15 protein-coding genes and 4 pseudogenes are annotated in these 18131 nt (G+C 72.3%); 14 read left to right on the top strand and 5 right to left on the bottom strand.

Annotated elements, in window-relative coordinates; genetic code table 11:
* Nucleotides 1–58: 58 nt before the first annotated feature.
* The 11 genes and pseudogenes from ACFXOM_RS06375 to ACFXOM_RS06325 form a co-directional block, all read left to right on the top strand.
* Nucleotides 59–1735: a carbamoyltransferase C-terminal domain-containing protein gene (locus ACFXOM_RS06375; RefSeq protein ID WP_384927717.1), complete on the top strand. Its 1677-nt coding sequence runs from the start codon at nucleotides 59–61 to the stop codon at nucleotides 1733–1735.
* Nucleotides 1732–3087 (top strand): KamA family radical SAM protein, encoded by a 1356-nt coding sequence (locus tag ACFXOM_RS06370; RefSeq protein ID WP_384927715.1) that lies wholly within the window; start codon nucleotides 1732–1734, stop codon nucleotides 3085–3087. Before ACFXOM_RS06375 ends, ACFXOM_RS06370 begins: the two co-directional genes overlap by 4 nt.
* Nucleotides 3084–4349: a pyridoxal phosphate-dependent aminotransferase gene (locus ACFXOM_RS06365; protein WP_385037143.1), complete on the top strand. Its 1266-nt coding sequence runs from the start codon at nucleotides 3084–3086 to the stop codon at nucleotides 4347–4349. The genes ACFXOM_RS06370 and ACFXOM_RS06365 overlap by 4 nt, the downstream gene beginning before the upstream one ends.
* A gap of 42 nt (nucleotides 4350–4391) precedes the next feature.
* Nucleotides 4392–5105, top strand: a complete 714-nt coding sequence (locus ACFXOM_RS06360) for a maleylpyruvate isomerase family mycothiol-dependent enzyme (protein WP_385037141.1) — start codon at nucleotides 4392–4394, stop codon at nucleotides 5103–5105.
* 67 nt (nucleotides 5106–5172) lie between these two features.
* Nucleotides 5173–6363 carry a hypothetical protein gene (locus ACFXOM_RS06355; protein ID WP_385037138.1) on the top strand — a complete coding sequence of 397 codons (1191 nt, stop codon included), beginning with the start codon at nucleotides 5173–5175 and terminating at the stop codon, nucleotides 6361–6363.
* Between the two features lie 45 nt (nucleotides 6364–6408).
* Nucleotides 6409–6672 carry an acyl carrier protein gene (locus tag ACFXOM_RS06350; RefSeq protein ID WP_384927707.1) on the top strand — a complete coding sequence of 88 codons (264 nt, stop codon included), beginning with the start codon at nucleotides 6409–6411 and terminating at the stop codon, nucleotides 6670–6672.
* The gene (locus tag ACFXOM_RS06345) at nucleotides 6669–7847 is read left to right on the top strand and encodes an acyl-CoA dehydrogenase family protein (protein WP_384927705.1); all 1179 of its coding nucleotides are present in this window, start codon (nucleotides 6669–6671) and stop codon (nucleotides 7845–7847) included. The genes ACFXOM_RS06350 and ACFXOM_RS06345 overlap by 4 nt, the downstream gene beginning before the upstream one ends.
* Nucleotides 7840–9009, top strand: coding sequence for an acyl-CoA dehydrogenase family protein (locus tag ACFXOM_RS06340; RefSeq protein WP_385037135.1), 1170 nt, complete (start codon nucleotides 7840–7842; stop codon nucleotides 9007–9009). The genes ACFXOM_RS06345 and ACFXOM_RS06340 overlap by 8 nt, the downstream gene beginning before the upstream one ends.
* A gap of 32 nt (nucleotides 9010–9041) precedes the next feature.
* Nucleotides 9042–9686 carry a 4'-phosphopantetheinyl transferase family protein gene (locus tag ACFXOM_RS06335; protein WP_385037132.1) on the top strand — a complete coding sequence of 215 codons (645 nt, stop codon included), beginning with the start codon at nucleotides 9042–9044 and terminating at the stop codon, nucleotides 9684–9686.
* A complete protein-coding gene (locus ACFXOM_RS06330) occupies nucleotides 9653–11242 on the top strand; it encodes an AMP-binding protein (protein ID WP_385037129.1) in 1590 nt (529 codons plus the stop codon). Before ACFXOM_RS06335 ends, ACFXOM_RS06330 begins: the two co-directional genes overlap by 34 nt.
* Before the next feature lie 270 nt (nucleotides 11243–11512).
* A pseudogene (locus tag ACFXOM_RS06325) lies at nucleotides 11513–11653 on the top strand (transposase); the annotation flags it as partial.
* Here the strand turns inward: ACFXOM_RS06325 and ACFXOM_RS06320 are convergent.
* Nucleotides 11651–12027: pseudogene (locus tag ACFXOM_RS06320) on the bottom strand (transposase); the annotation flags it as partial. The pseudogenes ACFXOM_RS06325 and ACFXOM_RS06320 sit on opposite strands and share 3 nt — an antisense overlap.
* A gap of 110 nt (nucleotides 12028–12137) precedes the next feature.
* Here ACFXOM_RS06320 and ACFXOM_RS06315 point away from each other — a divergent pair.
* Nucleotides 12138–13876 (top strand): annotated as a pseudogene (locus tag ACFXOM_RS06315) (S1 family peptidase).
* A 120-nt stretch (nucleotides 13877–13996) separates the two neighbouring features.
* Here ACFXOM_RS06315 and ACFXOM_RS06310 read toward each other — a convergent pair.
* On the bottom strand, nucleotides 13997–14380 hold the full coding sequence (locus tag ACFXOM_RS06310) for a hypothetical protein (RefSeq protein WP_384947528.1): 384 nt from the start codon (nucleotides 14378–14380) through the stop codon (nucleotides 13997–13999).
* Between the two features lie 119 nt (nucleotides 14381–14499).
* The gene (locus tag ACFXOM_RS06305) at nucleotides 14500–14721 is read right to left on the bottom strand and encodes a hypothetical protein (protein ID WP_385037126.1); all 222 of its coding nucleotides are present in this window, start codon (nucleotides 14719–14721) and stop codon (nucleotides 14500–14502) included.
* A 103-nt stretch (nucleotides 14722–14824) separates the two neighbouring features.
* Between ACFXOM_RS06305 and ACFXOM_RS06300 the strand changes: the two genes are divergently transcribed.
* On the top strand, nucleotides 14825–15127 hold the full coding sequence (locus ACFXOM_RS06300; RefSeq protein ID WP_385037123.1) for a hypothetical protein: 303 nt from the start codon (nucleotides 14825–14827) through the stop codon (nucleotides 15125–15127).
* A 7-nt stretch (nucleotides 15128–15134) separates the two neighbouring features.
* Here ACFXOM_RS06300 and ACFXOM_RS06295 read toward each other — a convergent pair whose 3' ends face one another.
* Complete coding sequence (locus ACFXOM_RS06295; RefSeq protein WP_385037120.1) at nucleotides 15135–17015, bottom strand: ALF repeat-containing protein; 1881 nt, start codon at nucleotides 17013–17015, stop codon at nucleotides 15135–15137.
* Between the two features lie 228 nt (nucleotides 17016–17243).
* Nucleotides 17244–17455 (bottom strand): annotated as a pseudogene (locus ACFXOM_RS06290) (transposase); the annotation flags it as partial.
* 72 nt (nucleotides 17456–17527) lie between these two features.
* Here ACFXOM_RS06290 and ACFXOM_RS06285 point away from each other — a divergent pair.
* Entirely contained in the window at nucleotides 17528–18040 is a 513-nt protein-coding gene (locus ACFXOM_RS06285; RefSeq protein WP_384947534.1) for a DinB family protein, read from the top strand.
* Nucleotides 18041–18131 lie beyond the last annotated feature (91 nt).

Genomic DNA, 18131 nt, shown 5'->3' with positions numbered 1-18131 from the left:
CCCCGCCCCGCCACGACCGAGCCGACCGGGCCGGGGGAAGAGGAAAGGAACCCGCTCCATGTGGATTCTGGGCGTCAACGCTCCGCCGACCGGCTGGCACGACACCTCCGCCTGCCTCGTCAACGGTGACGGCGAGATCGTCGCCTTCTCCGAGGAGGAACGGATCAACCGCCGCCGCCACTCCCTGTACCGCAAACCCGTGAACGCCGCCCGGTTCTGCCTGGAGCAGGCGGGTATCTCCGCGTCCGACGTCGACGTCGTCGCCGTCGGCTGGGACGGCGAACAGCTCTACCCGCGCCGGTTCGCCGACGACGCCGAGTTCCTCGCCCACGCGGTCGGCCTGGACTTCGGCGCCCGTACGCCCGAGGTCGTCCGGATCCCGCACCACCAGGCGCACGCCGCCTCCGCCTTCCACGCCTCGCCGTTCCCCAAGGCCGGTGTCCTGGTGATCGACGGGCACGGCGAGAACGAGTCCTCGTCGATCTGGACGTACGAGGAGGGAGCGCCGCCGCGCAGGGAACGGAGCTGGCAGCGCACGGCATCACTGGGTTACGCCTACGACGCCGCCTCCACCTGGCTCGGCTTCTCGTTCCTCAACGCCGGCAAGACCATGGGCCTGGCCGCCTACGGGCGCGCCGCCGGCTTGGAGGTCGAGCAGCTCGTGGACATCCGGGGCGACGACTTCCGGCTCGCCGTGGAGCCGCTGGCGGAGAACACCGGCCGGGCCACCGCCGATGAGATCAAGGAGCAGTACGAGACGGTCGTCGGCCGCTGGCGCGAGCGCTACACGGCCATCGCCGGGACGGACGCCCCGAGCCTGCCCGAGGGACACCTCGCCGAGGATCCGAGGGCGGTGCTCGTCGCCTACACCGCGCAGCGCGTCATCGAGGAGACGGTCACCCACCTCGCCGCCCTGACCCGCAAGGCGGCCGGGGTCGAGGAACTCTGCCTCAGCGGCGGTGTCGCGCTCAATTGCAGCACCAACGGCACACTGCCCGGACCGCTGTACGTGCCGCCCGTGCCGCACGACGCCGGTGTGGCGCTCGGCGCCGCCTGGACCGTCCGCCCGCCCCGGCGGCGCACCGGGGCACTCAGCCCGTACCTGGGCACCGACATCCACGGGTCAGGCACCGGCGGACGCGGCGAACCGGTGGACACCGCGGGCCTGACGGCCTCTCCGCTGGACATCGACCAGGTGACGGAGCTGCTGCTCGGCGGTGCCGTCGGTGCGGTCGCCCAGGGCCGCGCCGAGGTTGGCCCGCGAGCCCTGTGCCACCGGTCGATCATCGCCGTACCGGACACCGCCGGCGTCAACACGCGCGTGAACACCATCAAGAACCGTGAGCAGTGGCGCCCCTTCGCGGGCGTGACCCGCCCCGCCTACGGGGCACGGCTGTGGGAGCAGCAGGAGCACCTGAGCCTGTACATGCTGGGCGCGGCGCGCGCCACCGAACTGGGCCGCGCGGTCGCCCCGGGCGTGGTGCACGTCGACGGCACGACCAGGCCACAGGTGCTGCACGGTGACGAGGCACCGGCTGTGGGCGCTGTCCTGGACGCCCTGGCGGCCCAGGGCGCGCCGCCGGTGCTGCTGAACACCTCGTTCAACGACCGGGGCGAGCCGATCGTCGACACGGCCCGGGACGCGGTGGCCGCGTTCCGCTCCATGGACCTGGACTTCCTGGTGCTGGGCGACCGGCTGTACCGCAAGGCGGACGGGCCGGGGGGTGCGCGGTGACACCGGCCGGCGCGGCGGGGGCCGAGCGCTTCCGGGCGTACGGACCCCGCCACATCGACGAGATCGCGGCGCGGTACGGGCTGTCCGACGAAGTCCGCGAGACCGTGCGCCGGATCTCCCTGGTGCTGCCGTTCCGGGTCAACGCGTACGTCCTGTCGGAGCTGATCGACTGGCAGCGGGTGTCCGAGGACCCGATGTTCCAGCTCACCTTCCCCCAGCGGGGCATGCTCACCGCCGCGGACGAGGAACAGCTCGCCAAGCTGTCGGCCGACCCGGCGGACCGGCTGCCGCTGCGGGACGCCGTCAAGGACATCCGCGCCCGCCTCAACCCGCACCCGTCGGGCCAGCAGCGGCTCAACGTGCCGCGCGACCCGGCAGGTGCCGTCATACCCGGCCTCCAGCACAAGTACCGCGAGACCGTGCTGTACTTCCCCGGCCAGGGACAGACCTGCCACGCCTACTGCACCTACTGCTTCCGCTGGGCGCAGTTCGTCGGCGACGCCGACCTGCGCTTCGCCGCCCCCGACCCCACCGGCCTGCTCGGCTACCTGGACGCGCACCCCGAGGTGAGCGACGTCCTGGTGACCGGCGGCGACCCCATGGTCATGTCCACCGAGCGGCTGCGCGGCCACCTGGAACCCCTCCTCGAGGTCCGGACGGTGGACACCATCCGCATCGGCACCAAGTCGGTGGCGTACTGGCCGCAGCGCTTCGTCACCGACCAGGACGCCGACGACGTGCTGAGGCTGTTCGAACGGGTGGTCGCGGCGGGCAAGCAGCTCGCCGTGATGGCGCACTTCAGCCACCCGCGCGAACTGGAAGCCGGCCCGGCACGCCGGGCGCTGGCCCGCATCCGCTCCACCGGCGCGGTCGTCTACTGCCAGGCGCCCCTGATCGCGCACGTCAACGACGACGCGGCCGCCTGGAGCGCGATGTGGCGGGCCGAGCTGGCCGCGGGCGCGGTGCCGTACTACCTGTTCGTGGAGCGGGACACCGGGCCGCAGGACTACTTCAAGGTGCCGCTTGCGCGGGCCGTGGACATCTTCGGCGCCGCTTACCGCACCCTGCCCGGTCTCGCCCGCACCGTGCGCGGCCCGGTCATGTCGGCCACGCCCGGCAAGGTCGTCGTCGACGGGGTGGAGGAGACGGGCGAGGGTTCCTTCTTCCGGCTGCGGATGCTCCAGGCGCGCGACCCGTCCCTGGTGGGCAGGCCGTTCCGGGCCCGCTGGTCGCCGGACGCGGCATGGCTGGACGAGCTCGAGCCTGCCCCCGGCACCCCCCGGGACCTCGCCGCGGCCGTGTGGGAAACGGCGGCCCCCGGACCGTACACCCCGGAAAGGAACCGGACATGAGCACGCCAGCCCCGCGCCCCCCTTCCCCGAACCTGGCGCTCAACCAGCTCGTCGACGAGCGCACGGCCGCGGGCGAGTCACTGGTGCACCTGGCCTTCGGTGAGGCGCGCCTACCGCTAATGCCCCAACTGGCCCGCCGACTGGCGGACGGCGCGGCCCGCACCGCGTACGGTCCCGTCGCCGGCGCCCCTGGGGCACGCCGGTCCGTGGCCGGGTACTTCGCCCGGCGCGGACTGCCCACCGGGGCGGACCAGATCGTGGTCGCCCCCGGCAGCAAGCCGTTGCTGATGGCCCTGCAACTGGCCGTCCCGGGGGACGTGCTGCTGCCGCGTCCGGCGTGGAACACCTACGCCCCGCAGGCCGAGTACGCCGGCAAGCAGGTCTTCGGCGTGCCCGTCCCCGCCGACTGCGGCGGTGCCCCGGAACCGGCCGCCCTGCGCGCCACCCTCCGGCGGGCCAGGGCCGACGGACACGACCCCCGGCTGCTCGTCCTGACCCTGCCCGACAACCCGACCGGGACCCTCGCCCCACCGGCCCTGGTACGGCAACTGGCCGCGCTCGCCCGGGAGGAGGACCTGCTGATCGTCTCCGACGAGATCTACCGGGACGTCGTGCACGACCCCGTCGCCACCCCCTTCCTCAGCCCGGCGGAAGTGGCCCCCGAACGCACGGTCGTCACCAGCGGCCTGTCCAAGACCCTCGGCATCGGCGGCTGGCGCATCGGCGTCGCGCGCTTCCCGGCCGGGGAGACGGGCGCACGGCTGCGCGACGCCGTGGTCTCGGTCGCCAGCGAGGTGTGGTCCACGCTCGCCGGACCGCTGCAGCAGGTGGCCGAGTACGCCTTCGCCGAACCGCCCGAGATCGCCGAGCGGCTGCGGGCCGGTGCCCGGCTGCACGGGGCGGTCGCGCGAGAGGTGCACCGGATCGCCGTCGGCGCGGGCGCCCTGTGCCGTCCGCCGGCCGGCGGGTTCTACGTCTACCCGGACTTCCAGCCGCTGCGGGAGACCCTCGCCCGCCAGGGCGTCACCGACTCGGCGACCCTGGCCCGCCGCCTCCTGGACGAGTCCGGAATCGTCGTCCTGGCCGGGCACCTGCTGGGCGACGACCCCGGGGCCCTGCGCTTCAAGGCGGCCACCAGCCTGCTGTACGGAGACGACAAGGAGCAGCAGGAGGCGCTGGAGTCCGACGACCCGGTCCGGCTGCCGCACATCGACGCCCGGCTGGACCGGATCGCCGAGGCATTCGCACGGCTGGCGCGGTAGGCCCCGCAGGCCCACCGCTCCACGACTCAGTGAGGAAGCACGTTGAAGGAACTGGACCCCACCACCGCCTCCTTCGGTGAACTCGACGCGGCGGCGAGCCGGCTGCTGGCCGGCCTCGGCCCGCTGCGGGACGCCGACGTCGCCGCGCCGTGCCTGCTACCCGGCTGGACGCGCGGCCACGTCCTGAGCCACCTGGCCCGCCAGGCCCCGGCCCTGGAGCGGCTCCTGAAGTGGGCGGGCACCGGGGTGGAGACCCCGCAGTACATCGACCGGCAGGCGCGGGACGCCGAGATCGAGGCGGGCGCCCGGCAGCCCGCCGAGGCCCTGGTCGCCGACGTCCGGCGGACGTCGGCGCACTTCCAGCGCGCCGTGGAGGAACTGCCCGCGCCGGCCTGGGACGCGACCATCAGACCGTTCACCGGCGAGCTGTGCACCCCGCGCCGTATCTTGGCGATCCGGCTGCGGGAGCTGGAACTGCACCACGTGGACCTGGCGATCGGCTACGGCTTCCACAACATCCCCGGCACCGCCCGGGACATCGTCCTCGACGACGTCCTCGGCTACTACGCCGAGGCCGACGGCGTACCGCGCTTCACCCTGCGCGACGGCAGGGGCGCGGAACTCGCCCGCTTCGGCACAGGCGGGCCCGTGGTCTCCGGCGAGCGCGCCGACATCCTGGCGTGGCTCGCGGGCCGGGCGTCCGGTGACGCCCTGGAGACCACCGGGCGGCTCCCCGAGCTGCCCCCGTGGATCTGAGCGTCCGGGGCACGCGGCCCCGTCCCGTCCGACCGTCCGTCTCCCCACCCGAGGACTGTGCAACGACATGGCCGACACCACCGAACCCGAGCGCTTCGAGCTCGACTCGGTCCACACCGGTCTCCTCGACTGCGTCGAGGTCAACCTGGCCGTGCTCGCCGACCACGCCCACGGCCCGGGCACGCACCTGCGGCTCGGCGCGCCCCTGCGCTTCGCCTGGTGGCCCGGGGGCGACGGGCTGCCGACGGTCGACCCGCCGCTGGACGTCCAACTCGACGCGGCATGCCGACTCCTGGGCCTGCGGCCCGTGCGCAGGGAGCGGTTCGCCCGCGGGGACCTGCTCGACCCGGTGCGGTGGGACGGCGCTACGCACTACATCGTCGCCGACGCCCACGACATGCCCTGGCTGCCGTACCACGGGCAGGCACACATGGACCACAGCTTCCTCCTCTCCGCCGGCCCCGGGGGCCGGCACGTGACCGACGCCTACCGGGTCGAGACGCGGTGGGGCGCGGCCGTGCCGGGATCCTGGGTCTTCTCCCCGCCGGAACTGTCGGGGATCGGGCCCGGCGAGGTCATCACGTTCGAGGCGCTGCCCCCTCCGCCGGTCGCCGCACTGCCGCCCACCGCGTACGCCGCCGGGGACCCGGACACCGAGGCGGTGGAGTCGTACCTCGCCGCGTACGAGGCGTGCGAGGACCGCGCGCTCGCCGTGGAGCGGCTCACCGCCGAGACGTGGCTCCTGGCCCGGACGCGCAAGCTGCACGTGAAGTACCGGGCCCTCCACGCGGGGCGCCGGGAAGACCAGGCCGAGCGGGACCTGCTGGGCGCCTGGGACAAGGTCGTGGAGCAGACGTACCTGGCCCACCGCCGGGTCTCCCGTGGCCGAGCCGAGCCGCCGGGCGTGGTGGACCGGCTGCGGGCGGTGCTGGCCAACGAGGTGAGGATCCTGGGCCAGACGACCCCGACTCCCGGTGCTCCCGGCGACGCGGCCACCGGGCCCGCTCAGGCGTCCGGCCGGGCGAGGTACGAGGCCCTGCGCCGCCGCGTGGCCGCCGTCGCCGCCGCCGTGCTCGGGGTGGCCGAGGAACCCCTCCTGAACGGGGCGGAGTTCGCTTCGTACGCCTCCTTCAGCTCCTTCCGGCTCGTCGAGATCGTCGAGCGCCTCGAGGACGAACTGGGCCATGAGCTGGGCGCCGACGAACTCGTGCCCGAGAACCTGCGCCGGGTCGACGACCTGTGCCGTATCGCCCGCTGACCACCCCCCGGGCGGACACCCCACGCCCCTGCCGAAAGGACCGTCATGGACGACCGCTTCACCCAACTCCTGCGCCCCTTCCTGAAAAACGCCTCCGAGGACACCGTCATCACCCCCGAGACCGACCTGCGCAGGCTGGGTGTCGACTCCATGCAGGCGATCGAGCTGCTCTTCGCCATCGAGGACACCTTCGGGATCTCCCTGCCCGACGAGGAGCTGAACGACGTCACCTTCGCCTCCGCCGGCAACCTCTGGCACGCGATCGCCGCGCAGCTCCCCGGCAACACCGGTGGCGAGGAGGCGGCGTGAGCACGCGGCCCCAACGGCTCGGCGGACCGGACCTCACCGGCGCGCTGGCCCGGGTCACGGAGGTCACCGAGACGCACCTGACCCGCGCCGACCGGGACGCGACGTTCCCCGTGGAGGCCCTCGACGAGCTGCGCCGCACCGGGCTGCTGGGCCTGCTGGCGCCCGTCGAGCACGGCGGCCTCGGCGGAACCGTGCGCGACCTGGTGGCGGCGGCACAGACACTGGGCCGTGCCGACATGTCCGTCGGCATGATCTTCGCCATGCACTGCCAGCAGGCCGCGGCCGTGGTGCGGTACGGGGACGACCGGCTGCGCAAGGAACTCCTGCCCCGCATCGCGGCGGGCGAGGTCTACCTCGCGTCCGTCACCACCGAGGCGGGCAAGGGCGGCCATCTGCTCACGGCCCACGCCCGGTTGGAGGGCACCGCCGACCGGCTGCGTATCGACCGCTTCGCACCCATGGTGACGGGCGGCGCGTACGCCGACGGCTTCCTCATCACCATGCGCGGGCCCGGCGACTCGGCGGAGACCGAGGTGTCGCTGGTGTACGCGGACCGTGAGCAACTTCAGGTGTCCGGCTCGGGCGACTGGGACCCCATGGGCATGCGGGCGAGCCACAGCGTTCCGCTGCGGCTCGTGGGGAGCGTGCCAGGGCACCAGGTGGTGGGGGAGCAGGGGCAGTTCCGGGAGATCGCCGGAAAGGTGTTCGGGCCGCTGGCCCACGTGGGCTGGTCGGCCGTGTGGCTCGGCACGGCGGCGGGAGCACTCTCCCGGGTGCTGGAGCTGATGCGCAACCCGGCGGGCCGTGACCGCTTCGACACCGGTTCGGACCTGCTGCTCACTCGCCTCTCCCGCATCCGGCAGCGACTGGACACGGTCCACGCGCTGCTGGCCCACACGGTTGACGTGGTGGACTCGGGCGAGGACCTTTCGCGGCCCTCACGGCAGTTGCTGCTGAACTCGCTGAAGATCACCGCCTCGGAGGAGTGCGCGGCGGCGGCCGACGGCCTCGTGGAACTGGTCGGCCTGAGGCACGGCTACCTCAAGGACTCGCCGACCCGTCTGGAACTGGCCGTGCGCGACCTGCGGTCCGCCGCCCTCAACTACAGCAACGACCGGCTGCACCTCGCCGACGGCCGACTGGCGCTGCTCGACCGGGGAGTGACCTTTGCCTGAGCCGACACCACGGGCGGGCGGCGACCGCGCAGTCCCGGGCCGGCCGTTCTCCGGCGGGCTGGACGCCCTGCCCCCCACCGCCGACGGCGCCGCGGTGTGGGCCGTGCTCGGCGAGGCCGGCGGCGTCGGACGGGCGTACCGTGATAGCTCCGTACGGGCCGGTGTCGACCCGGGCGGGCTCGGCGCGGTCCTGGACGCACTGGACTCCCGGTTCTCGATCGCGGCCACCCTGTCGGCCAGCGTCCAGTTGGCGACAGCCCTGCCGATACTGGCGACGGGCACCGGCCCGGTCGTGGAGCGGCTGCTGGAACGCGCCCTCACGGGGCGGGCGACCGTCGCGCTCGCCGCCACCGACGAGACCGCCGGCACGGACCTGGCCGGCCTGCGCACACGGGCGCGGTTCGATGGGGACACCGTCGAGGTGACCGGGGAGAAGCGGTGGATCGCCAACGCCACCACGGCCGAGGCGTTCCTGGTGCTCGCCCGGCACCGCGAGGGCCGGCACTTCACGCACTTCAGTTGGGTCCTGGTGCCGGCCGACGCGCCGGGCGTGACGGTACGGGCCGCCGATTCGGCGCTCTTCGCCGGTTCCGGCGCCGGGCACGCCGAGTTCCACAACGTATGCCTGTCGCGGGACCACGTCGTGGGGCGGGTCGGGCTCGGGCTGCCCGTGTTCGCCCGGCACATCGCCGCCGAACGGCTGGCCGGCGCGCTGTGGGGCGTCTCCCTGTGCCGCCGGGTGCTCGCCGACACCCACCGGCGGCTGTCTGCACGGGCGCACGGCGAGGGCAGCCTGTGGGACCTGGAGTCCGTGCGGCAGCGCTTCGCGGTGTGCCTCGTGCGGTTGCGCGAACTGCGGGCCCTCACCGACGCCTGGGCGGAGCAGGTCGCGACCGGGTACGACACGGGGGCGGGCGCGACGCTCAAGGCGGCCGCCGGTGCCACGGTCGGCCATGTGCTGGGCGAGTGCGCGCAGTTGTGGGGGGCGGCCGGGTTCGCCTCGGGCGGGATGCAGGAGATCCGGGCGCAGGCGGCGCTGTTCGGCATCGGCGGAGGCGCCACGGAGGTGGTGCTCGGCCTGGTCGCCGAGGACGCGGAACGCATTCTGGCGGGGCTGGCGGTGCCGAGGAACGCGGCGGGTCCGCCGGGTCCGCCGCTGTGACGGCGCCGTGCGCGGTCGCCGACGGGGTGTGGGTGATCACAGGGGAGCTCTCCGCGACCCGGCCCAGCGCCCACCGCGACGACCTGCTGCGGGCGGCCGTCCTGCCGGAGTGGCGGGCCCGGGAGTTCCTGGCGGGGCGGGGGCTGTTGCGGCACCTGCTCACCGCCGTCCGGCCGGAGCTCGCCCGGTACACCGTCGTGCCGGACGCGTACGGCAAGCCCTGGCTGCGGGCGTGCCCGGACGTGGGCGTCAGCGTCTCGCACAGCCGGGGCAGCCTCGCGGCAGCCGTGGCGGTGGGTGCGCGGGTGGGCGTGGACGTCCAGCGGCCCCAAGCGGCCGTCACGGAGTCGTTCGCGCGGCGGCTGCTGGGCGAGCGGGGGGCCGAGGCGCTCGCCGGACTGCCGGCGGCCCGTGCGGCCGAGGAGGTCGCCTGGGTGTGGACCGCGCAGGAGGCGTGCGTCAAGGCGGACGGCCGGGGCCTGGCGGGCCGGCCGTGGAGCGTCGGCGTGGCGCCCGGAAGCCGCTCCGGGGGATGGGGTCCCTACCGGTGGGTCGCGCTGCGCGGGATCTCGGCGACGCCGCTGAGCTGTGCGTACGGGCCGCCGGATCACGCCTTGGTGTGGACGGGCGGCGAGGAGGGGCGATGGATGGCAGGGGAGAGGACGACGGAAGGGTGATGGAGCCGATGGCAGGGGAGTTCCGCACGCTGCACGACTGGTTCGCGGAGTCGGTGCCCGCCCATGGGGAGCGGACCGCACTGGAGGCCGGTGCCACCCGGCTGACGTACGGCGAGCTGTCCGCGCTGGCCGACCGCGTGGCGGCACGGCTGGTGGACGTACGCGGTGGTGAGATCCCGCGCCGCGTGGGCCTCGCGGCGGGCCACACGGCGGTGGCGTACACCGGCTACCTCGCCGTGCAACGGCTGGGCGCTACGGTCGTGCCGCTGGGGCCGGCTTTCCCCGTCGAGCGCAACACCGCCATCACCCGGGCGGCCGCGCTCGATGCCGTGCTGACCGACGGAATCTGTGACCACGCCAACCGGCTGCCCGCCCCCGTGCTGCTGCTGACCGACGACGAACTGCCCGGCCTCGCGACCGCGGCCGACCCCGGCCTGCCCGCGCCGCGGCCAGGCGCCGACGACCTGGCGTACATCCTGTTCACCTCGGGCTCGACCGGCATGCCGAAGGGCGTGCCCGTCCGGCACCGCAACATCCACGCCTACCTCACCCACGCCGTGCCGCACCACGGCGCGGGCCCCGGCGACCGCCTGTCGCAGACGTTCGACCTCACCTTCGACCCGTCCGTACTCGACATGTACGCGGCCTGGGGCACGGGCGCCACGCTGGTGGCGGCGCAGCGCCAAGACCTCCTGCGGCCCGTACGGTACGTGCAGCGGCACGCCCTGACGCACTGGAACTCCGTGCCGTCGGTGATCTCGCTCGCCCAGCGGCTCCGGGCACTCAGACCGGACAGCATGCCCACGTTGCGCCACAGCGTGCTCTGCGGCGAGCCTCTGACGCTCCAGCAGGCGCGGGCGTGGCGAGTCGCCGCCCCGCACAGCGTCTTGGAGAACGCCTACGGCCCCACGGAACTGACCGTCACCTGCACCTCGTACCGGCTACCGGCCCGGGACCGGGAATGGCCGGAGCCGGCCAACGGCACCGTCCCCATCGGCCTGCTGCACCCGGCTCTCGAAGGGCGCGTGCGGGACGGGGAGTTGTGCGTACGGGGCGGCCAGCGCTTTCCCGGCTACCTCGACCCGGCGGACAACGCCGGCCGGTTCCTCGCACCCGACGGCACGCCGTATGACCCGTCCACCACGCTGACCGACGACCACTGGTACCGCACCGGCGACCGCGTCGCCCCCCTCGACGGGGACGACACGGCGGGCGGTCCGGCGCTCGTCCACCTCGGGCGCGTCGACCAGCAGGTCCAGGTGCACGGCTACCGGGTCGAGCTCGGCGAGGTGGAGGCGGCCCTGCGGGCCCTGCCGGGCGTACGGGACGCCGTCGCGCTGGCACTGCCCACCGCCGACGGCAGTGTCGAACTCGCCGCCGCCCACACCGGCGACGCGACGACCGACGACGCACTGCGCGAGGCCCTGCACCGCCGCCTGCCCCCGTACATGGTGCCCGCGCACCTGACCGCGCTGCCCACGCTGCCTCTCAACCCCAACGGCAAGGTGGACCGCACCGCCCTGCGCCACCTGCTGACCCCAGCCGACAAGCGGTGAAGCAGCCGCCTTCGCCAAGATCCGAACGGCTCCACCTACTGCGCAACGCGGCCTACTCGTCGCGCGTGGGCCAGCCACGGTCGCGACCAGTTGCCGAAGTGCCGACCTGCCCAGCTTCTGCTACCACCCCGACCCCATCGCAAGCCAGTCCGTGTCACCCCGCCGTGCAGGTGTGGGACCAGCGCCGGGTAGCGCGTCATCGCCACCGGCTCAGGACCGGGAACGGCGTCGGCAGGTACGGCGCTCATCCCTTCATGATGGCCACCGGAGACAGTGCAGGTCACCGATCGGTACGGCACAGCGAAGGCGATGGCCTGGAACCGCATCCATCCCCGGCTCACCACGCGATCGGCATGGATCGACCACAGCGGCGAACTCCCGGTCATCGAGGGCACCCTGATCCGCCTGGAGGCCCAGGCAGTCCGTGATGACGTGCCGACGCCTGCCGTTGACCTTCTTGCCGCCGTCATAGCCGCGCGTGGCGGCGGGCACCGAGGCGGCGCGCTTGACCGAAGGCGAGTCGATGACCGCCGCTGTTGGCTGCTGATCCCGGCCCTCAGTCTCGCGGGCCTGGCCGCGCAGCCGGTCGTGGAACTCCTTGACCAGGCCGTGCTCCCGCCACCTGCGGAAGAATGCGTACACCCGATCCCAGGCGGGAAGTCGGCGGGCGTAGACCGCCACTTGATGCCGTTGTCGGTGACGTACCGGATCGCATCCAGCATGACGCGGTGGCAGTAGCCCTCGGGCTGCCCGCCCCGGCCCTCCAGCCAGGCCGGCACCGGCATCGCGTCCCGCACCACTGCCCACTCCGCGTCCGTCATGTCCGACGGATACACCTGCACCCCCTCCGGGGGTCGGCGGCGTTCCCGAACCTGTGCGCGAGAGACATAACGTCATGCGACACACCAGACCCGTGCGTCTCTCCGCACTGGCAGCGGCCCTGATCGCTGGACCCGTCGCGCTGTGCGCGGCGCCCGCGTCCGCCGTCACCGGCACGCCCGTCACCGACACCACGTTCAGCTACACCGCGCAGCTCATCATCGGCGACCACGACCGCGGCTGCTCCGGGGTGCTGGTCGACCCCGAGTGGCTGCTCACCGCGGCCAGTTGCTTCGCCGACGACCCGGCCACCAGCCTCGCGGTGCCCGCCGGGAAACCGAAGGTCACGACGACCGCGACCATCGGCCGCTCCGACCTGACCGGCACCGACGGCGCCGTGCGCCAGGTCGTCGAGCTCGAGCCCCGCACCGATCGCGACGCGGTTCTGGCCCGCCTGAACCGGCCGGTCACCAATGTCACCCCCATCACCCTGGCCACCACCGCGCCCACCGCGGGGGAGGAGTTGACGTTCGCCGGCTACGGGCGCACCAAGACCGAGTGGGCGCCGCTGAAGATGAACACCGGAACCCTCTCGGTGGACGTTACCGCCGCCACCACCGCCACGGTCACCGGCAAGGACGGCGCAGCCGCGTGCACGGGCGACTCCGGTGGACCCGTGGTGCGCGGCGCGGGGGGCACACACCAGCTCGTAGCCCTCACCAGCCAGTCTTTCCAGGGAGGTTGCTTCGGTATCGATGCCGCCGAGACTCGCACGGGGGCATCGCCGCCCGCGTCGACGACCTGTCCTCCTGGGTGACCTCCAAGGTCGGCGCGACCCGCATCACCGACTTAAACTGCGACGGCGTCGAAGACATCGCCGTCGCCGACCCCCAGGCGACCGTCGGCGGCGTCGCCAAAGCGGGCCTGGTCCGGATCCTGTACGGCGGCGGAAGGGGCACCGCAGAGATCAGCCAGAACCTCGACTGGGTGCCGGGCTCCCCCGAGTCCGGCGACCAGTTCGGCGAGGCCGTCGACACCGTCGACTGGGACCAGGACGGCTGCACCGACCTGGTCGTCGGCATCCCCCACGAGGACATCGGCATCGTCGCCGACGCAGGCATGGTCGACATCCTGCACGGCGCCCCGAACGGGCTCGGCACGGGCCCGGTGAAGGACACCCACTTCGAGCAGGGCAGGGGCAACGCCTCCCTGGCCGCGAGCAGCCCCGAGGCCGGCGACCTCACCGGCGCGGCTCTCGCCGCCGACACCACCACATCCGGTGAGCCGTTCCTGGTGATCGGCGTTCCCGGCGAGTCCATCGGCTCCGTCGCCAAGGCCGGCATGATCTTCTATGTACATGGCGCCACCGACGTCTCCGTCCACCAGGACAGCACGAACGTGCCCGGTGCCGTGGAGGCCAACGACGGCTTCGGCAGCGTCGTCGCGGCCGACGCCAACCACCTCGCCGTCGGCATCCCGAACGAGGCCATCGGTACGACGGCCAACGCGGGCGCGATCAGCATCTTCTCGCTCCTGGACACGCCCGGCGCGAGCGACCGATGGATCGACGCCGGCAACTCCGCCGGCATCCCGGGCACCCCGGGCGCCAATCAGTACCTGGGCCGCAGCATCCACTACACCGGCACCAACCTATACGTCGGTATGCCGTACGGCCCGTCCACCTACGGCGCCGTCCACGTCCTGCCGATGTCCAACGTGACTGCCGGCGGCACGGCCACGGCGATCACCACCTACCAGCCCGGCCAGGACGGCATCCCGGCTGCGGGCGTCGACTTCGGTACCGCCGTCCGGTAGCCGAGGGCAGCCGGACACGCATCCCCTGATGCCGAGAGCCTCCCGAAGGGGCAGACCCTTCGGGAGGCTCTCGTTTTGTGCTGGGCATGCTGAATCAGCGCAGCTGTCACCGCGGCCGTATCACCGCGTCAGAACGAATGCGACGACCAGCATGACGACGACGGAGACCACGCAGAAAACCAGGTGCGAGGTCGGGTAGTCGTACTTCTCGCGTTGCACACCCTGCTCGATCTCACGGGCCCACACCACGAACCGCGTGCGAGTCGGAAACATCCCGATCGTCAGCCCGATGAGGGCGAAGGCATACCCGGTCACCATGGCGGCCTGCGAGAAACCTCGCCACTGACCGAACAGGACCGCGCCGACCCCGCACGCGGCCATGATGAAGGGATACGTCATCCAGAACTTCCGGAGTGGGACCCATCTCGCCATGGCGTAGGAATGGATCACAAAGGCCGCTGTGGCCATCAGCCACAGCCAGCCGGTGGCGACGGACGCGAGCACGAACGTGGTGTCCTTCCGGTGAGAAATCCGTGAGAGGTGAGAAGACCGGCGAGAAAGGCGCAGGGGCCGGCGATTTATGAATACCGGCCCCTGCCGGTCAGTCTACGAACCGGGTCCTGTCAGGACCAGGACGACAGCGTCGAGGTGATCGGGGACACGAGATCGTGGGCGAACTGCGTGACCTTCGTGGCCACCTTGGTGCCGCCGAGCGCCCCGATCCACTTGGACTGGCCGAAGGTGACCAGGACCAGTGCGGTACCCGCGGCAAAGGAGACGAACTCGCTGCTGGTGAACCCGTACTCGAAGCCCGTGAACAGGGTGCTGAGGGCGGCGGAACCCATGGAGACGAACGCGAAGAACCCGGCGGCCGCCTCCAGCGGCGGGAAGGCGAGACCCGCGAGGCCCAGTCCGGCGGAGAGGAAGCCGGTGCCGATGCTGATGTAGTTGAAGGTGTCGGCCCACCAGCCGGCATCCTTGTACCACTTCTCGCTGTTGCTGCTGTTGCTGCCGTTGCTGCCGTTGGAGTTGACCTGGTCGTGCGTGGAACTGTCGGCCGGGTCGGTCCCGCTGTCCCGGTTCTTCTGCGCCTCCTCCGCCGCTTGCCGTGCGGCTTCGGCGGCCTCGGCCCTGCGCTTCGCGGTGGCGATGCGGCGGGCGTCGCTGGCCGCGGCCGCCGCCGTCTTGGCGTCCTGGCCCGCCTGGAGCGCGGACTGGCGGGCGCTGGCCGCCGACGCCTGGGCGCTGTAGGAGGAGTTCAGGGCGCGGCGGGCGGCGTCGATCGCCTTGTTCGCGAGTAGTTCGCCGAGCGGGCGGCGCCGCGCGCGGCCTCCGCCGCGGTCTTGGCCTTGTCCGCCGAGGCCTGGGCCGAAGCGGCGGACTTGTCTGCGTCGTGTGCGTTCTTGCGCGCCTCGTCGGCGTAGCCGGCGGCCTTGTCCGCCAAGGCCTCCGCCTTGTCCGCCCACTCCGCCGCCTCGTCGGCCGCCTTGCGTGCTTCCGCCGCCGCCTTGGACGCCAGCGCCGCGTCCTCCTGCGCCTTGTAGGCGATCCTCGCCGCTGCCGCGATCGCGCCGCGGATCGCCGCGATGTGGGTGGCGGAGTCGTAGTCGAGCTGTGCCGTCTTGTGCTGCACGACGTCGATGAAGTTCCTACGCATCCACGTCGGGCCCTCCAACGCGACCTCGGCGTGGGCTTTGGTGTACGCGCCGCCGTTGTTGATGAGGGTCGCGGTGGCGACCGCGTCGTCCTCCCGGATCGCGTCGCGGTAGGCCGTGTCGAAGAAGTCCTGTAGCGCCTTGGGGGTGTTCGCGTCGAGCGCAGCCTGGGCCGCAGCCTTGACGGCGGAACCGGGGTTGCTGTTGAGGATGCGCAGGACCTGGACGCGGTAGTCGTCCGCGGCGGCCTCGATCGCTCCCGTGGTGAGGAAGGTGCGCGCAGCGTCGTCGGCGTCGCTCTCCAGCGCGGTCTGTGCCGCCACCGCGATCCCGGGCGCGGACACCTGGGCGTAGTAGACGGCGGTCTCCCGGTCGTCTTGCCCCTGGGCGATTGCCCGGTCGGTGTCGATCCAGGCGTGCACGTCGGCGTCCGTGCCGGACAGGGCGAACTGGGCTGCCTCGCGCGTCCAGGCGCCGTTCGCGTCGAGCAGGCCGATGGAGGCCTTGCGGCCCAGGGTGGCGGCCAGCGCCAGGTCGTTGCCGGCAAGGGCCTGTTCGGCCTGGCTGATCAGGCCCTTGATGGCCTGGCCGGTCTGCTCCGCCTGTGCGCGCTTGTTCTCGTAATCCGCCCGTTCGTCCGCCTCGATCTGGGCGAGTTCCGCCGCCTCGTCCAGGCCCTGCTGCTTGCACTCGTCCAGGCGCGCCAACTCCGCTTCTCGCGCGGCCTGCTCCACGGCCTTGGTGGCGGTGTTGGCGGCATCGACCGCGGCGGCCGCGTGGACGATGGACTTGTTGGCGTAGTCGATCGCCTGGCCGGCGGCCGCCGCGGACTTCTGTACGTCGTCCTTGGCCGCGCCCGCCTCCGCAGCCGCCGTCTCGGCAGCCTCCTTCGCCTTCTCCGCGGCGGTCTTGGCCCGCTCGGAGGCCTCGACAGCCTCGTCGGTCTCGGCCTGTGCGCGCTTGCCCTCCCGCTCAACGACTGCGACGAGTTCCTCGATCGTCGCCGACTCCTGGTCCCGGGCACGGGCAATGTGCTGGCCGGTGTCGAGGAACCACTGGACGTCGGCCGCCGTGCCGCTGAGGGCGCGGTCCGCGTACTTCTGTACCTCCGGACCGGCGGTGAACATCATGGTGCTGATCTCCACCCGCATGTCCTCTTCACGGGCGGTGTACTGGCCCTCGAGCAGGAAGTCCTCCAGAGCCGCCTGCGTGCCGGTACTCAGGGCGGCGGAGGCGTCCCGCTTGACCGCCTTGCCTCCGGTACTGGAGACGGTGGCCGTGACCACCTGCAGGTCCTCGACGATGGCGGGCTTGAAGCCGTCCTTGAGGCGGTCGGTGTCCGGCAGGGCCAGTGGATCGACGGTCTCGCCGCCGGTCGTAGCGGCGCGGGCCAGGGGCGCCAACGCGATGGGAGACGTGGCGGCGGCCATGACAGCGGTCAGTGCGCTGACGAAGCTGCGCCGACTCCAAAACGTCGTCTGCATAGGTGTAGTTGCCCTCCCCGTGTATGGCCAGTGGGCCGGGCCGGCGAGCGCTGACCCGGCGGGGCTCCCCTCACATGCCGGGACTGCTCACGTGTGACACGAGTGAGCTCATTACGGTGCCTGTTCGACGGACCGACGATATCCAACAGATGTTCGATTTGATGTGAGTTCGATGAAACAGGAGTGAACGGCCCACGGGAACTGGATGAGATGATCTTAGAAGTTGTCTCACGTGGCGAGTTTGGTCAGCTTCTTGTAGCAGGTCAGTGCCGCTGCGAGGCCAAGGAAGGCCAGGAAGTGGCTGCCTTGCGCTCGTATCGGACCGTCAGACGGCGGTGGCGGAAGAGCCAGGAGATCGACCGTTCGATCTTCCAGCGGTGCCGACCGAGGCGCTCGCTGGACTCGATGCTGGGCCTGGCGATGCGCGGGACGACGCCTCTAGGGCCTGTCCGGTGGATCTTGAGTCGGAAATCGGGCGACAGTCGCAGACCGGGCGCCTAACGTCCACAGGCATGGCACCTTCACTTGAGCGTCCCCCCTTGCAGGCCGACGAGCGCACCGCGCTCATTGGCTGGCTGGATCTGCAACGGCAGATCCTGAGATTGAAGTGCGAGGGCCTGAGCGAGGCAGACGCGCACCGCTCCGTCATCCCGACCTCGCCGACGATGACGATGGCCGGGCTCATCAGCCATATGCGGTGGGTCGAGCACACCTGGCTGGAGGTGCTGTTCCTGGGTGGCGACAAGACGCAGAACCCGTCCTTTGACGAGACGGAGGATGCCAACTGGCGCACCAACGGCAGTTCGCTGAAGCAGCTGCTCGACGAGTACGAGGCCCAGTGCACCCGAAGCAACGAGATTGTGGCCGTGGCCTCCCTGGACGACGTCGGCCGCCACCCCGACTTCCGCTCCGGCAACGCCAACCTCCGCTGGATGCTCATCCATCTCGTCGAGGAGACCGGGCGGCACGCGGGGCACGCGGACATCGTGAGGGAGCTGCTCGACGGGGCGAAGGGGTATTACTAGGGGGCGTTTCGAAAGTGCTGGTCACAGCCACTCGTTGATGGCTGCGACCAGCACGGTCGCTTCGTAGCGGACGGCGAGCTTGTCGTATCTC

This window comes from Streptomyces sp. NPDC059169 (assembly GCF_042755225.1).
In the GTDB taxonomy this organism is placed as follows: Bacteria; Actinomycetota; Actinomycetes; order Streptomycetales; family Streptomycetaceae; genus Streptomyces.
The sequence above is the reverse complement of the archived record's forward strand: the minus strand, read 5'-3'. Positions and strand labels throughout refer to the sequence as shown.

Excerpts from the sequence above, each read along its gene's own strand:
- ACFXOM_RS06350 (WP_384927707.1), top strand. The coding sequence starts at position 6,409 with ATGGACGACCGCTTCACCCAACTCCTGCGCCCCTTCCTGAAAAACGCC.
- ACFXOM_RS06285 (WP_384947534.1), top strand. The coding sequence starts at position 17,528 with ATGGCACCTTCACTTGAGCGTCCCCCCTTGCAGGCCGACGAGCGCACC.
- ACFXOM_RS06355 (WP_385037138.1), top strand. The coding sequence starts at position 5,173 with ATGGCCGACACCACCGAACCCGAGCGCTTCGAGCTCGACTCGGTCCAC.
- ACFXOM_RS06365 (WP_385037143.1), top strand. The coding sequence starts at position 3,084 with ATGAGCACGCCAGCCCCGCGCCCCCCTTCCCCGAACCTGGCGCTCAAC.
- ACFXOM_RS06375 (WP_384927717.1), top strand. The coding sequence starts at position 59 with ATGTGGATTCTGGGCGTCAACGCTCCGCCGACCGGCTGGCACGACACC.
- ACFXOM_RS06295 (WP_385037120.1), bottom strand. The coding sequence starts at position 17,015 with ATGCAGACGACGTTTTGGAGTCGGCGCAGCTTCGTCAGCGCACTGACC.
- ACFXOM_RS06330 (WP_385037129.1), top strand. The coding sequence starts at position 9,653 with ATGGATGGCAGGGGAGAGGACGACGGAAGGGTGATGGAGCCGATGGCA.
- ACFXOM_RS06305 (WP_385037126.1), bottom strand. The coding sequence starts at position 14,721 with ATGGGTTCCGCCGCCCTCAGCACCCTGTTCACGGGCTTCGAGTACGGG.